Raw genomic sequence first — 15257 nt, forward strand, 5'->3', positions numbered from 1 at the left:
CCATGCGAGTCATGGGAATTGACCCCGGCATTACACGATGCGGTTTGGGTGTTGTTGACGTTGATGAGTCAAGGCGTGCCGCGCTCGTGTATGTCGGGGTTGCTCGTTCCAACAAAGACATTGCGACGCATTTTAGGCTTCGGACGATTGCAGATGCGATTGATAGTGTGATCGCGCAGTATCAGCCTGAAGTTGTGGCGATTGAGCGAGTCTTCGCCCAAGACAACTTGCAGTCAGTGACGACGACGATGCAGGTCATGGGTGCTGCCATGACGTGCGTGGCGCGTGCTGGTCTGCCGATGGCGGTTCATACCCCGTCAGAAGTGAAGTCTGCTGTTTCTGGAAACGGCAATGCGGATAAAGCGCAGGTTCAGGCGATGGTGTCGCGTATTCTTCGCTTGTCGAAGCCTCCGAAGCCCGCGGATGCTGCAGATGCGCTTGCAATCGCAATTTGTCATGCGTGGCGGGGGACAGGTTTGCTGGGTGTTGGCGATGATTCGTCAGTTTCTGTTTCTATCTCTGGTCGCTTGACTTCCAAGGGGTCAATGACACCCGCGCAACGTGCGTGGGCGGAAGCTCAAGCTGCGCAACGCCGGACAGGTGCTGTTGATCCGCGACTGCGTCGCAAGTAAAATAGAACAGGTGTTCGCATTGGGTGTGGGCGCTATCGATCCAATACAGGAGAACAATTGATCGCACAGTTGAGTGGAACAGTGGCCTCAGTTGGCTTGGATTCAATTGTCGTGGTTGTCTCCGGCGTTGGTTTCGATGTGAAGGTCGTGCCCACATACGCTCAGCAGGTGCGCGTCGGTGACGAGCTCACTGTTGCAACATCGCTTATTGTTCGCGAGGATTCCCTGACACTCATGGGCTTTGAAACGGCTGATCAGCGTGATGTATTCACCATCTTGCAGACCGTGTCCGGTATTGGACCTCGTATTGCCCTTGGTGCGCTTGGCGTTCTTAGCCCCGATGATCTTCGTCGTGCCGTTCGTGATCATGATCTTTCAACCCTGGGCAAGATCCCCGGTGTTGGAAAGAAATCAGCGCAACGCATGGTGTTGGAGCTAGGGGAGAAACTCGGTCAGCCCGCACATCTTGGAAAGGCGGGAACCGGAGCCACAGTCGCCATGGGCGCTGTCGAAGAAGATGTTGTGGCAGCGTTGGTTTCGATGGGATGGAAGCAATCCCAGGCACAAGCGGCAATCGATACGCTGGGTGGACAGGGCTTGGGGGCGTCTGATTTGCTCCGTGCCGCTTTGCTGAAGTTGGGAGGCTCTCGTGGCTGATTCTTTCGATTCTCCCGCAGAGGCAATGCGTATTGTTGCTCCTGATGCCGGTGAGCTTGAACGTGCTGCAGAAGCAGCTCTGCGTCCCAAGCGCCTCACTGAATTCGTCGGACAAGAAACTGTTCGTGAACAGCTTCAGCTTGTTCTCGATGCGGCACGTGGCCGTGGCGTGAGTCCCGACCATGTTCTTCTTGCCGGTCCTCCCGGGTTGGGTAAGACCACTTTGGCAATGATTATTGCTGCCGAAATGGGGACATCGCTCCGCCTGACCTCCGGTCCGGCAATCCAGCATTCGGGTGACCTTGCTGCGATCCTTTCAGGGCTTCAAGAAGGCGACATTCTTTTTATTGACGAAATCCACCGTCTTGCTCGCACCGCAGAAGAAATGCTGTATCTGGCAATGGAAGACTTCCGCGTCGACGTTGTCGTGGGTAAGGGGCCCGGCGCAACCTCGATTCCGCTGACGCTTCCGCCTTTTACCGTTGTCGGTGCGACTACGCGCACGGGCCTGCTACCGGCTCCTCTGCGTGACCGTTTCGGTTTTACCGCTCATCTTGAGTTCTACGAGACACACGAACTTGAAGCAGTCGTCACGCGTTCCGCTGACCTTCTTGGCGCCCCCTTGGACGCTCAGGCGGCTCACGAAATCGCCTCCCGTTCAAGAGGCACCCCGCGTATTGCCAATCGCCTTCTTCGTCGCGTTGTCGACTATGCCCAAGTACGTGGAAGCGGCGCTTTGGATCTTGAAGCTGCCCAGGGCGCACTCACCCTGTTCGAGGTTGATCGCTACGGTCTCGATCGTCTTGACAGAGCAGTACTCGACGCAGTCTGTCAGCGTTTTGCTGGGGGACCGGTTGGATTGACCACTCTTGCGGTCACGGTAGGTGAAGAAGCAGAGACGGTCGAAACCGTCGCTGAGCCCTACTTGGTTCGTGAAGGATTCCTTGTCAGAACCAACCGAGGACGTGCCGCCACGCCCAAAGCTTTCCAACATTTGGGGCTGACACCGCCCGCCGAATCTATGCTGTTTAGCTGAATCACAGTGTTATTCGCCTGATTTGAACGCCTTTTTCGCTAAGAGAGCCTTCTTCGCATTAGACTGACCAGGGTGCGCTCTACGCGCGTTCATGACTAGAAAGAGGCAATCCGTGGGTAACTTCCTCCAGGGCGGCAACATGACCTTTATCCTACTTGCGCTCATCCTGATCGCGATGATGTGGTACTCAAGCCGTGGTCGCAAGAAGATGGCTGAGCGTCAGGCTCAAATGGAACGAGATATGAACGAGAAACTCGTTCCCGGTGCTTGGGTGAAGACCGCTGTTGGATTCTGGGGTCGCTTTGTCGATCAGGACGGCGACATCGTCGTACTCGAGACGATTGATGGTACAGAGATGTACTGGGATCGTCAGATGATCCGTTCCGTTGGGGACGAACCGCCTTTCGCTTCAGATGAGCCCGCTGTCGAACTGGCCGAAGAAGAACCGCAAGAACCGATTCTTGGCCTTGATGATCCCGCTACGGATGATGCATCGACCGACGAAAAGAACTGAGTATCCCGAGCTAGGGACTGGGAGTAGTTAAAAGTGTCTACACGTAAACGCCGACCTGTGCGTTCACTTGTCACCCTCATTGTTGCAATGGTGGTGGCAGCGGCCGGACTGGTGATTGGCAACGTCACCAAGGGGACCTCGTTGGTTCCCTCGCTCGCCCTCGATCTTCAGGGTGGCACCCAACTGATCTTGACTCCGAAGTCGACCGAAGAAGGCGACCGAGCGATCACTGAAGACGACATCACGCAGGCGATTTCAATTATTCGTAATCGTATTGATGCCTCCGGTGTCGCCGAATCAGAGATCACTTCGATGGGCTCGGACAACATTGTTGTTTCAATTCCAGGTACGCCTTCACAGGAAATTCTCGACCTGATTCGTTCGTCCTCGCAGATGAACTTCCGACCTGTTCTCCGTATCGGTCTGGCTTCCCAGAAAGTTGCGACCTCCTCAACCGCCGAGGTTTCAGACAAAGATTCTGCACAGTCAGCTCAGTCTGCTGATGAAACTCAATCAGCGACAGGACAGGCCTCGGCTGATGGCGCCCAGTCAGCAGACGGTGCTCAGTCGGTTCAGCAGGTGTCGACCGCACTGGATGAAGAATCCGCGATGAAGGTCGCTGATCTGAATCAAGACGGTGTTCTCTCAGACCAGCCGAGTTCGACTCCTGCTAATGGAACGGATCTTGCATGGATCACAGAGCAGGTTCTCTACGACTTCTCCGTGCTTGACTGCACCAACTCCGAAGCTCGCCAGCAGACCGAAGGTGCTGCAGACAAGCCCTACGCTGCCTGCGATAGCGATGGTCAGCTGAAGTACATCCTTGGTCCGGTTTCGGTTGCCGGTTCGAACCTTTCGAACGCAACTGCCGGCCAAGTCACCAACTCGACCGGTCAGGCAACCGGTGCATGGGGTGTCGACCTGCAGTTCGATTCTGAAGGTACGAAGGCATTCGCGGATTCTTCCGAACTGCTCTACTCCTACAAGGATTCTGACGCCGAAGGAAAGAGCTTCTTCGACTCGCCGGATCGCAACCACTTTGCCGTTGTTCTTGACGGTTCGGTGATTACTGCTCCTTCAATGAATGCTGTCATCTCTGATGGTCGTGCTCAGATCACCGGTAACTTCACCGCAAAGTCAGCCACCGCGTTGGCAAACCAGCTCAGCTTCGGTTCGCTTCCTCTGAACTTTGAAGTTGAGTCCGAACAGCGTATTTCCGCCACACTGGGTTCTGATCACCTGCAGAAGGGCATGTTGGCGGGCGCCATCGGCTTCCTGCTGGTCATCCTGTACCTGATCTGGCAATACCGCGGTCTGGCGCTTATTTCTGCCGGTTCGCTATTTGTTGCAGCAGCACTCACCTACATCGTGATCGCGCTTCTGTCGGCGACGATGGGATATCGTTTGTCGCTCGCAGGCGTTGCAGGCTTGATTATGGCGGTCGGCGTCACCGCTGACTCGTTCATCGTCTACTTCGAACGCGTGCGTGACGAGGTCCGTGACGGTCGCCCGCTTGCTGCCGCAGTCGACGAGGGCTGGGATCGCGCTAAGCGCACGATCCTCGTCTCCGATGCCGTGAACCTGGTTGCAGCTATCGTCCTCTACCTGCTGGCAGTCGGTGGCGTGCAGGGCTTCGCGTTCACTCTCGGTGTGACAACCGTGATCGATATTGCTGTCATCTTCTTGTTCACTCACCCGATGATGGAACTGCTGATTCGTACCAAATTCTTCGGCGAGGGACATCGTCTTTCCGGTCTTGATCCCGAGCACCTCGGTGCAAAGAACTCGCTGATTTACGCCGGTCGTGGCCGTGTTGTTATGCCGAAGCAAAAGCAGGGCAAGGGTGCGACGGCTCAGTCTGTGACTGAAGGCAAAGGCATGAGCCTTGCTCAGCGTCGTCGCGCGCAGCGTCTTGCTGAAGCTAAAGCTGAAGCTGAAGCGCAAGTGGAAGAAGCTCGCGCATCTGCGGATAGTGAAGCGACGAAGGCTGAGGGTAGCGCAGTAGATGGTGAGGCTGCCGAGCAGAAAGGGGACGCGAAATGATGTCGTTCGCCCAGTGGGGTAATGCTCTGTACTCGGGGGATAAGTCCTACCCGGTTGTCCCCAAGCGCAAGGTTTTTGTTGGTCTTGCTGCAGCCTTGATTGGCGTTGCTTTTGTTCTTTCAGCAGCCATCGGCCTCAATGCTTCCATTGAGTTCACAGGCGGTGCGCAGTTTGATGTGACCCGAGTCAGCGATCAGTCTGAGGAAAAGGCCTCGGATATCGTGACTGGCACCGGAATTGTTTCCACCGCGAAGGTGACGAAGGTTGGTACGGATTCTGTTCGTATTCAGACTGAATCTGTTGATTCGCAGCAGGCGACGACGATTCGTGATGCGTTGACCAGCGCGTACGGTGTTGATCCGGCCGATGTTCAGTCGTCAACGATCGGCCCGTCCTGGGGTGCTTCGGTGACTTCGAAGGCTACTCAGTCGCTTGTCATCTTCATGTTGCTCGTCGCGATCTTGATGACCCTGTACTTCAGGTCATGGACTATGGCGCTGGCCGCTCTGCTGGCACTTGTCCACGATATTGCCCTCACGCTTGGTGTTTTCGTTATCACCCAGGTTGAGGTTTCGCCTGCAACGGTCATCGGCTTCCTGACGATTCTTGGTTACTCTCTGTACGACACGGTCGTTGTATTCGACAAGGTCCGTGAGTTGACGAAGGGCATCTACGACCAGAAGCGTTTCACTTTTGCCGAATATGTGAACTTAGCCGTCAACCAGACCATGGTTCGTTCGATTAACACGTCGGTTGTTGCATTGCTTCCGGTCGGTTCGATTCTGATTATCGGTGCTTTGCTTCTTGGTACCGGTACTCTGACCGATATTTCGCTGGCGCTGTTCGTCGGTATGATAGCCGGCACCTACTCGTCAATCTTCATTGCGTCCCCGCTTCTTGTTCTGCTTCAAGAGCGTTTGAAGAAGACGAAGGCGCACACGGAGTCGGTCGAAAAGGATCGTGCGCGTCATGTGGCTGTGGGTAAGGGTGACGAGGGTGCCTCCACTGTGAAGGTTGCTCCTGTTCGTCCGGGGCAGCGCCTTTCGAATGCTCACCAGCCGAAGAGGAAGAAAGAGCATCGATGAGTGGTGAACTTGGCGCGCATATCGGTGAACTTGTTGACTCGAATCTCGGTCTTGTTCAAGATTTCCCAGAGCCCGGTGTTCTGTTTCGCGATATCACTCCGCTGATTGCAAACGGTCCGGCGTTTAAAGAGCTCATTGAGATGCTCGCCGAGCGCTATAAGGGGAGTGTCGACGCAATTGCAGGTCTGGAGTCGCGTGGCTTCATTCTTGGAGCGCCACTTGCCGCTGAACTCGGTGTCGGTATGCTGACCATCCGTAAAGCAGGCAAGCTTCCCGGTCACGTTATCGGTGTCGACTATGACCTTGAATACGGTAGCGCTCGCATGGAGATCCGACCCGAGTCGGTGACTCCAGGGTCGCGTGTGCTGGTCATCGATGACGTTCTTGCAACAGGAGGCACTGCTGCTGCGTCGGTTGATCTGCTCCGTCAGTGCGGAGCACACGTGAGCACCGTTGCTGTTCTTCTGGAGCTTGAGGCTTTCGACGGGCGCGAAAAGCTTGCCGAACATGATGTCGTCACCGAATCAGCATTGGTAGTCTGACCTGCGGTTCCTCGTTTAGTTGCGGTCAAATATGTTTGACACGTCACAGGTGCGTATCATAGGAGCATGACTGACCAGGCTAACTCCGCTCACTCAAAACCAGGCGTGGCCGGATCTCGTGTGAGGTCCGGCCTCGTATGGTTTGGCGCACGCACGCGCCCGACGATTCCTGAGATCGAACCGTTGGTTCGAGCACTGCGTGCGAACCATCCGAAAGCCGATGTGAGCATGATCGAGCGTGCCTATCGCACGGCCGAATTGCATCACCGGGGGCAGGTTCGTAAATCGGGTGAGCCGTATATTACTCACCCAGTTGCGGTGGCAACGATTCTTGCTGAAATGGGTATGACTACCCCGACACTGGTGGCTGCTCTTCTGCATGACACGGTTGAAGATACGGACTACACGGTTGAAGAGCTAGCAGCGGAATATGGTGAGCCGATTGCGGCGCTCGTTGACGGTGTGACGAAGCTGGACAAGGTGCGCTACGGCGAATTTGCTCAATCTGAAACACTGCGCAAGATGCTTGTTGCGATGAGCCGCGATATTCGAGTTCTTCTCATTAAGCTTGCTGACCGTCTTCATAATGCGCGCACGTGGCGTTTCGTCCCCCCGTCGTCAGCGAAGAACAAGGCGCGAGAAACGCTTGAGATTTATGCGCCTCTTGCTCATCGTCTGGGCATGAACATGGTGAAGTGGGAACTCGAAGAGCTCTCCTTTAAGACTCTGTACCCTCAGATTTATGAAGAGATCGATCGCTTGGTTGCAGAGCGGGCTCCCCAGCGCGATGTGTATCTGCGAGATGTGATTGGTCAGATTGAAGAGGATCTTCGTCGTTCAGGGACGAAGGGCACTGTCTCTGGTCGCCCCAAGAACCATTATTCGATCTATCAGAAGATGATCGTCCGTGGTAAAGCATTCGATGAGATCTTCGATCTGGTGGCCGTTCGTGTCCTCGTAGAGTCAGTGAAGGATTGCTACGGCGTTCTGGGTTCTTTGCATGCTCGGTGGAATCCGATTCCTGGGCGTTTCAAGGACTATATCGCTATGCCGAAGTTCAATCTGTACCAGTCGTTGCACACGACGGTAATTGGACCCGGTGGTAAGCCTGTCGAAATCCAGATTCGTACTTTTGAAATGCACGAGCGTGCCGAACACGGTGTTGCCGCGCACTGGAAGTACAAGCAGAATCCGAATGCGACTGGCGTCGATACAGATCGAATGAGCAACGATGAACAAGCCAACTGGCTTCGCTCCCTTGTCGAGATGGAACGTGAAACGGGTGACCCTGAAGAGTTCCTCGATTCTTTGCGCTATGAGATCGCCGGCGACGAAGTTTATGTTTTTACGCCGAAGGGGCAAGTTGTTGTTCTGCCAGCGCATGCCACACCTGTTGATTTCGCCTATGCGGTGCACACTGAGGTTGGGCACCATACGGTTGGTGCGAAAGTGAATGGGCGCCTCGTTTCGCTTGATACTCAGCTTGAGTCTGGCGAAACGGTTGAGGTTGTGACCTCGAAGTCCGACAAGGCTGGTCCGTCACGCGACTGGCTTGCTTTTGTGGCATCTCCGCGTGCGCGTTCGAAAATTAAATCGTGGTTCTCTAAAGAACGTCGCGAAGAAGCGATTGAAGAGGGCAAGGAAGCGCTTGCGAAGGCAATGCGTAAGCAGAATCTTCCTCTTCAACGCTTGATGAGTCATGAGACGATCCTGTCGGTGGCAACGTCGTTGGGCTATTCCGATGTGTCCAGCCTGTATGCGGCTGTCGGTGAGAGCCAGGTTTCGCCTCAGAACGTTGTGTCAAAACTTGTCGAGAATCTGGGTGGAGGAGACGGCACCGAAGAAACTCTGTCCGAAGGAGTGACTCCGGGTGCAACTCGGATTCGCACTCAATCGGGTTCGTCCGATGCGGGTATCACCGTTGCCGGTATGGAGTCCAAAGATATTTGGGTGAAGCTGGCAAAGTGCTGTACCCCGGTTCCGGGCGATGATGTTGTTGGTTTTATTACTCGCGGTCAGGGCGTGTCCGTCCACATTGCTTCGTGCCATAACGCTGTTCGACTGAAGGAATTGCAACCTGAGCGCTTTGTCGACGTTTCTTGGGCACGGGGAGTCAGCGGACAGGTGTTCCGTGTTCAGATCCAGGTCAAGGCTTTGGATCGTGCGGGATTGCTGTCGGATCTGACGAAGGTGATGTCGGACTATCGCGTCAACATTGTGTCTGCGTCAACGAAGACGACGTCCGATCAGGTTTCGCTTGCTCGATTCTCGTTTGAGTTGGCAGATATGGCGCATTTGAATGCGGTTCTTTCCGCTCTGCGTCGCGTCGACGGGGTGTTCGAGGCCGTTCGCGTGTGACATCTCTGCGCGTTAAAGGACGGGACAATCGGGCAAAACAGCCGTAATCGTCCATGTCGTAAACGCCAGTTTATGAAATGGGGGCCAAGGACGTAGACTGACAGGGGTGCACCACATCGGTGCACTGAGAACCACGCTCCGTGGAGACTCTTCCACGCATCGGCGCATAGCGCCCTCGCCATGAAAGGCAATGATTGTGACAACGACGCCGACCCCCAAGCCTGCTCCCTCTTCTGACGAGCAGAACATCACCCCTTCGGCTCCGGCCAAGGAAACTCCCGTGTCCGCGTCGAGTACGCCACTCACTCACGAGTTCGGTCGTATCGATGAAAACGGCACCGTTTACGTTGTCGATAACGGCACTGAGCGTGTTATTGGTGGCTACCCCGAAGGTGTGCCTGCAGAGCCTTTCGCCCTTTACGAGCGTCGTTTTGCGGATATTGAGGCAACCGTCAAGCTGTTCGAACATCGCCTTGCAACCTTGGCTCCCAAGGATATTGATCTGACTCTTGCGACGATCACCGAAGCTCTTGAATCTCCGAATGCTCTGGGTAACCTTGCTGCGTTGCGCGAACGTGTTGAGAGCGTGAAGGTGCGCGCTGAAGAGCGTAAGGAAGTAGCAAAGATTGAACGCCAAGCTGCTCGTGAGGAAGCTTTGAAAGCTCGTAGGGCAGTCGTTGAGGCTGCTGAAGCCATCATCGCTCAGGCTCCTGAGCGTATTCACTGGAAGCAGTCTGGTCAGAAGCTCCGTGATCTGCTCGACGAATGGAAGTCGTTGCAGCGCAAGGGACCGCGCATCGAAAAGGCTGTTGAAGATGAGCTCTGGAAGCGTTTCTCTTCGGCGCGTACTCAGTTTGATCGTCAGCGTCGCCAGTATTTCTCTGCTCTCGATCAGGCACAGTCTGAGGCGAAGCGAGTGAAGGAAGCCATTATCGCCGAGGCTGAAGCTTTGCAGACCTCGACCGATTGGGGCGTCACTTCGGGTGCATACCGTGAGCTGATGAATCGTTGGAAGGCGGCTCCTCGCGCATCCCGTAAGGAAGATGATGCTCTGTGGGCACGTTTCCGTGCGGCACAGCAGGTCTTCTTCGACGCACGTCGCGCGAAGGACGAGGCCACCGATTCTGAGTACCGCGAAAATCTTGCTGCCAAGGAAGCACTTGCCGACGAAGCAGAGAAGATCCTGCCTGTGGAGGATCTTGAAGCTGCGAAGACCGCCCTGCGTTCGGTTCAGGATCGCTGGGAAGAAATTGGTCGAGTTCCTTCCTCTGACTTGCATCGCATTGAAGGTCGTCTGCGTGCGGTTGAATCTGCAATCCGCGAGGCAGAAGAAAACGAATGGCGTCGTACCAACCCTGAAACACGTGCACGTGCTCAGGGTATGCTCGGCCAGCTCGAGGCTCAGGTTGAGTCCCTCGAATCGGATCTTAGCGTTGCCAAGGCGAAGGGTGACGAAAAGAAGGTCAAGTCCCTTACTGAGGCTCTGGAGACAAAGCGCACCTGGCTTGCTCAGATTCGCGCCTCTATGGAGTGATCAGTGAAAATCACTGTTATTCCAACGCCGTACTACGCAGCCAACTGCGTGGTGCTGGTTGCCGATGGCGAGCCGGCGGCGCTGGTCGTCGATCCGTCAGCGGGAGTGCAGGATAAGATTCGCGAGGTCTTGGTCGCGTCTCAGGCTCATGTCGGAGCTGTTCTTGCAACTCACGGTCATCCTGATCATGTCTGGGATTGTGCCGAGGTTGCCTCGTGGGCGCCTGAGACTCCTGCCCCTACGTGGATCCCGGCTCCTGATCGATACCGAATGGATGATCCGGCATCGCATATTCCGATGCCCGTGCCCCCGAGCATCGGCCCGTGGGTGAAGCCCACCGATCTGCGCGATTTTCCGGGTGGTAGCGTTGAGGTGCTTCCCGGTATCTGGATGAAGATGGTTCCAGCTCCAGGTCACTCTGAAGGTTCTGCCGTGTTTATCGGTCACTGCGATATTGAGGTTGAGATGAAGGGACAGACTGTCTTCTCGTCTTCAACCCCGGTTCCATGGGCTCTATCTGCTGATGTGCTTTTTGCTGGTTCGGTCGGTCGTACGGATCTTGCCGGTGGCGATGAGACTCAGATGCGCCATTCGCTACGTACTATTTCAAATGCTTTGGATCCTGCAACCCTCTTGATCCCGGGGCACGGTCCAACGACGGTTTTGTCGCATGAGATTGAGACAAATCCGTATTTGAGGCGGGCTCGTACACTCGGCTGATACCTATCAAGAACTGACGGTGGCCTTGGGGATTCCCAAGGCCACCGTGTTTTTCGGCTAGCGGTTTTTTAATGTCTGCAGGGCTCGACCTTAACGGGGATCAGAGCCCGAATATCGTTGCCCGTTTTAGGCAATACGCCTAGGCGTGGAACAATAGAGCCATGGCACGTACATCTCTTTCCGGTTTCCCCGAATGGCTCCCTGAAGGTCGAATCATCGAACAATATGTTCTTGACCATATTCGTCAGGTCTTTGAGTTGCATGGTTTCTCTGGGATTGAGACTCGTGCGGTTGAAACGCTTGAGCAGCTTGAGGCAAAGGGGGAGACCTCGAAAGAGGTTTATGTCCTTGACCGCCTGCAAGCGATGAAGGATGCCGAAGCTGGTCGTCATTCGTCTAAGGAACGCAAGATGGGTCTGCACTTTGACCTGACGGTTCCTTTTGCTCGGTACGTCATCGAGAATGCGAACGAGCTTGATTTCCCATTCAAGCGCTACCAGATCCAGAAGGTCTGGCGTGGTGAGCGCCCGCAGGAAGGACGTTTCCGTGAGTTCACTCAAGCTGACATCGATGTTGTTGGCAACGGTGATCTTCCCTTCCACTTCGAGGTCGATCTTCCTCTTGTGATGGCCGAAGCTCTTGCAACGCTTCCGATCCCGACAGTGCACGTGCTCGTGAACAACCGCAAGGTCGTTCAGGGCGTGTGCGAATCTCTCGGTGTTACCGACGTTGAGGCTGCATTGCGTGGCCTCGACAAACTGGACAAGATTGGTCCCGAGGGCGTTACCGCAGAACTCGCATGCTCGAATATCAATGGCGAGCAGGCCGAGAAGCTTCTCAAGATGGCCCAGATCCGTAGCAATGATCCCGATGAGATCCGTTCTAGAATTGCTGGACTCGGTTGCGAAGGCGAGCTTCTTGCCGAAGGCTTGAATCAGCTGTGTGCGCTCCTCGAGGAAGCTCATCGTCGTATGCCCGGCGCTGTCATCGCTGATCTGAAGATCGCGCGTGGCCTGGACTACTACACCGGCTCCGTTTACGAATCGGTGATTGAAGGCCACGAGGACCTCGGCTCCATTTGCTCCGGTGGGCGTTACGATTCGCTGGCAAAGGATGGGAAACGCACCTACCCGGGCGTTGGTCTCTCGATTGGTGTCTCGCGTCTGGTTTCCCGCATGATTTCAGCACCGATGGTTCAAGCTACCCGCAAGGTTCCTGCCGCGGTCGTTGTTGCTGTCATCGACGAGACAGATCGCGCTCGCTCGGAAGATATCGCAATGCAGTTGCGTAGCCGTGGAATTAGCACCGATGTTGCACCGAGCGCGGCCAAGTTCGGCAAGCAGATTAAGTTCGCTGATAAACGAGGTATCCCATTCGTCTGGTTCCCGGGAATGGAAGGTGAAGCCGACACGGTCAAAGACATTCGAAGTGGAGAACAAATCGAAGCTGACGCTTCGACGTGGACTCCGTCTGCTCAGGACTTGAAGCCGCGTGTCATCTCGGTCGGAGCGTGATTGTCGAAACGGGTCGTAGCTGATGCTTTGGGGGCGGTGAGTGATCTCACCGCCCCCAAAGCATCGTTTCGTGAGGGAGCAACGTAGGCTTGTTTGAGCGATGAGGCGCGCCTTGAATGAAAGTGATGGGCACCGCTAAGCGGTGGATGTTGTGGGATGAGGTTGCGCCGAAGGCCCCACAGTGGCCCGGCTTGATAGAAATCAGCCTCGAATGAAACACACAATCCGATAGGAATACTGTGCCTGAAAAACAGGAAATGAACCTCAACACCGTCGACGAATTGAACGAACCTGCCGAAACGACTGGCGCCGTTGAAGAGCTTCCGGCCGAAGAAAACGACACCCTGGACTTAGAATCCGGCCTCGTCGATGATGAACTCGAGAACGCCGAAGATGGCGGCGAACGTGAAGACGACGAAGAAGAGCCTTCCATCACCTTTGCTGACCTTGGTCTTCCCGATGAGATCCTCGATGCTGTCACCCAGATGGGGTTTGTGACACCGACTCCAATTCAGGAAAAGGCGATCCCGTCCCTGCTCGAATTGAATGACGTTGTCGGTATCGCCCAGACCGGTACCGGTAAGACCGCCGCTTTCGGTCTGCCTATGCTCGCGATCGTGGATGCCGATGAGAAGCTCGTCCAGTCCCTCGTGCTTGCTCCAACCCGCGAACTTGCCATGCAGTCCGCGCAGGCCATTGAGGATTTCGCAGCCCGTACACGTGGCCTTGAGGTTGTTTCCGTCTACGGTGGTTCACCCTATGGCCCGCAGATCAACGCTCTGAAGAAGGGAGCGCAGGTCGTCGTCGGCACCCCTGGGCGTGTCATCGACCTTATTGAAAAAGGTGCGCTAGATCTGTCCGGCGTGCGCATGCTCGTCCTCGACGAGGCCGACGAAATGCTACGCATGGGCTTCGCTGAAGACGTCGAAACGATTACCTCGTCCGTGCCTAAAGACCGCCTGACCGCACTGTTTTCCGCCACGATGCCCCAGGCGATTGAACGCATTGCGAACACTCACCTGTTTAACCCCGTGAAGATCGCTGTCTCGGAAGAATCTTCGACTGTTGACACGATCCACCAGACCTACGCTGTCGTGCCGTTCAAGCACAAGATCGGCGCCTTGTCTCGCGTGCTCGCGACGCGTGCCCAGCACATCGCTGCCGGCCAGGAAGACGCCGATGCTGCGATTGTGTTCGTGCGTACCCGCGCCGACGTTGAAGAGGTTTCCCTCGAAATGTCAGCACGAGGTTTCCGCGCAGCCGGTATCTCCGGTGACGTCGCGCAGACTGAGCGTGAACGCATGGTTGCACGTCTGCGTGCCGGCACGCTCGACGTGCTGATCGCAACCGACGTTGCGGCCCGTGGCCTCGACGTTGAGCGCATCTCACTTGTCGTGAACTTCGATGTTCCCCGTGAACCGGAAGCCTACGTGCACCGCATCGGTCGTACCGGTCGCGCCGGCCGCGAAGGTCGCTCGCTTACTTTCTTTACTCCACGTGAACACGGTCGCCTGCGCCGCATCGAGAAGCTGACCGGCACCCCGATGGAAGAGATCCAGATTCCGTCGCCCGCAGCAGTCTCTGAGTTCCGTTCGCGTCGCATGCTCGAAGGCCTCAACGCTCGCATCGAACGCGGTCGTCTTGAAATGTACAAGAACCTGCTGACCGAGGTTCAAGAAACGTCTGAAACCGACATTATGGACATCGCTGCCGCGCTCATGGCGAACGCTGTTGGTGACGAGGGTCCGGCTCCGCGCGTTGAAAAGGATCGCCGTGGCAAGGGCAAGATCCGTAACGAAGAAGAAATTGACGAGTCCGGAGAATTCGTTGGTGCTTCATTCGAGGGCGGTCGTGATAAGGACCGTCCGCTGAAGCCAGGCCACCAACGCGGTCGTGGTCGCAAGGCATCCTTTGGTGTCGGTACCCGATACCGCGTTGAGGTTGGCAAGAAAGACCGCGTGAAGCCCGGTTCGATTGTCGGAGCGATTGCTGGTGAAGGTGGCGTTGACGGCCGCGACATTGGCAATATTGAAATCTTTCCGACCTTCTCGCTGGTCGAAATCTCCGGCGACCTGACCGACGATCAGTTGCGCCGCATTGGCAAGGGCTACGTTCAGGGCCGTCCGCTGCGCATCCGCGTGGACCAGGGCCCCGGTAAGGGCGGGCACCGCTCTGACCGCGAACGTAGCTTCGACAAGGCTAAGAAGTTCGATCGTTCGGGACGCCCCGAACGCGACCGTGACGAACGCGAATATGCGCGTCGTTACGAACGCGATGACAAGCCACGTCGTGCGCACAAGGACCGCAACGACCGCTTTGATCATCATGCGCACCACGAGTCGTCCGACCGTCGCTCATCGCTACGTGCCGCGAAGCGTTCCGGCTCTTCTGATCGTTTTCGCGCGAGTGGCCGTGGCAAGTCCTCCGATCGTTTCGACCGCGGTGGCAAGTCAGGTTCAAAGGGCACGAGGTCCTTTGGTTCTCACCGTCACTCACGCTGAATGTAGCGGTGGCGCGATCTGACACAGGGGGTTGACGAGGCCCAGAACGAAGCGCTTAAACGTAAAGGGATGGCGGATGAAATCATCTGCCATCCCTTTGGTGTATCTGCCTACGGGCTCG

General features: G+C 55.9%; 12 protein-coding genes. All 12 read left to right on the top strand.

The features are described from left to right. The first annotated feature begins 2 nt into the window (after positions 1–2). The 12 genes from ruvC to QP381_RS00730 all read left to right on the top strand — a co-directional run bounded on the left by ruvC (position 3) and on the right by QP381_RS00730 (position 15136). The gene (ruvC, locus tag QP381_RS00675; RefSeq protein ID WP_219585152.1) at positions 3–632 is read left to right on the top strand and encodes a crossover junction endodeoxyribonuclease RuvC; all 630 of its coding nucleotides are present in this window, start codon (positions 3–5) and stop codon (positions 630–632) included. Positions 633–689: 57 nt separating this feature from the next. After that, the gene (gene ruvA / locus QP381_RS00680) at positions 690–1289 is read left to right on the top strand and encodes a Holliday junction branch migration protein RuvA (protein WP_219585151.1); all 600 of its coding nucleotides are present in this window, start codon (positions 690–692) and stop codon (positions 1287–1289) included. Between the two features lie 25 nt (positions 1290–1314). Further along, entirely contained in the window at positions 1315–2325 is a 1011-nt protein-coding gene (gene ruvB / locus QP381_RS00685) for a Holliday junction branch migration DNA helicase RuvB (protein WP_131367652.1), read from the top strand. 139 nt (positions 2326–2464) lie between these two features. After that, the gene (gene yajC, locus QP381_RS00690; RefSeq protein WP_257878402.1) at positions 2465–2839 is read left to right on the top strand and encodes a preprotein translocase subunit YajC; all 375 of its coding nucleotides are present in this window, start codon (positions 2465–2467) and stop codon (positions 2837–2839) included. A 33-nt stretch (positions 2840–2872) separates the two neighbouring features. Further along, on the top strand, positions 2873–4882 hold the full coding sequence (gene secD, locus QP381_RS00695; protein ID WP_285067379.1) for a protein translocase subunit SecD: 2010 nt from the start codon (positions 2873–2875) through the stop codon (positions 4880–4882). Further along, the gene (secF, locus tag QP381_RS00700; protein WP_040318551.1) at positions 4879–5967 is read left to right on the top strand and encodes a protein translocase subunit SecF; all 1089 of its coding nucleotides are present in this window, start codon (positions 4879–4881) and stop codon (positions 5965–5967) included. Before secD ends, secF begins: the two co-directional genes overlap by 4 nt. Next, the gene (locus QP381_RS00705; RefSeq protein ID WP_103632581.1) at positions 5964–6509 is read left to right on the top strand and encodes an adenine phosphoribosyltransferase; all 546 of its coding nucleotides are present in this window, start codon (positions 5964–5966) and stop codon (positions 6507–6509) included. Before secF ends, QP381_RS00705 begins: the two co-directional genes overlap by 4 nt. 66 nt (positions 6510–6575) lie before the next feature. Beyond that, positions 6576–8867 (top strand): RelA/SpoT family protein, encoded by a 2292-nt coding sequence (locus QP381_RS00710; RefSeq protein WP_006681100.1) that lies wholly within the window; start codon positions 6576–6578, stop codon positions 8865–8867. Between the two features lie 190 nt (positions 8868–9057). Next, entirely contained in the window at positions 9058–10401 is a 1344-nt protein-coding gene (locus QP381_RS00715; protein WP_442953387.1) for a DUF349 domain-containing protein, read from the top strand. Between the two features lie 3 nt (positions 10402–10404). Next, complete coding sequence (locus QP381_RS00720; protein ID WP_285067381.1) at positions 10405–11121, top strand: MBL fold metallo-hydrolase; 717 nt, start codon at positions 10405–10407, stop codon at positions 11119–11121. A 161-nt stretch (positions 11122–11282) separates the two neighbouring features. Continuing rightward, positions 11283–12635 carry a histidine--tRNA ligase gene (gene hisS / locus QP381_RS00725; RefSeq protein ID WP_006681097.1) on the top strand — a complete coding sequence of 451 codons (1353 nt, stop codon included), beginning with the start codon at positions 11283–11285 and terminating at the stop codon, positions 12633–12635. A 239-nt stretch (positions 12636–12874) separates the two neighbouring features. After that, positions 12875–15136, top strand: a complete 2262-nt coding sequence (locus tag QP381_RS00730) for a DEAD/DEAH box helicase (RefSeq protein ID WP_373273783.1) — start codon at positions 12875–12877, stop codon at positions 15134–15136. Positions 15137–15257: the final 121 nt, after the last annotated feature.

Source organism: Pauljensenia sp. UMB6358 (assembly GCF_030216865.1).
In the GTDB taxonomy this organism is placed as follows: domain Bacteria; phylum Actinomycetota; class Actinomycetes; order Actinomycetales; family Actinomycetaceae; genus Pauljensenia; species Pauljensenia turicensis_A.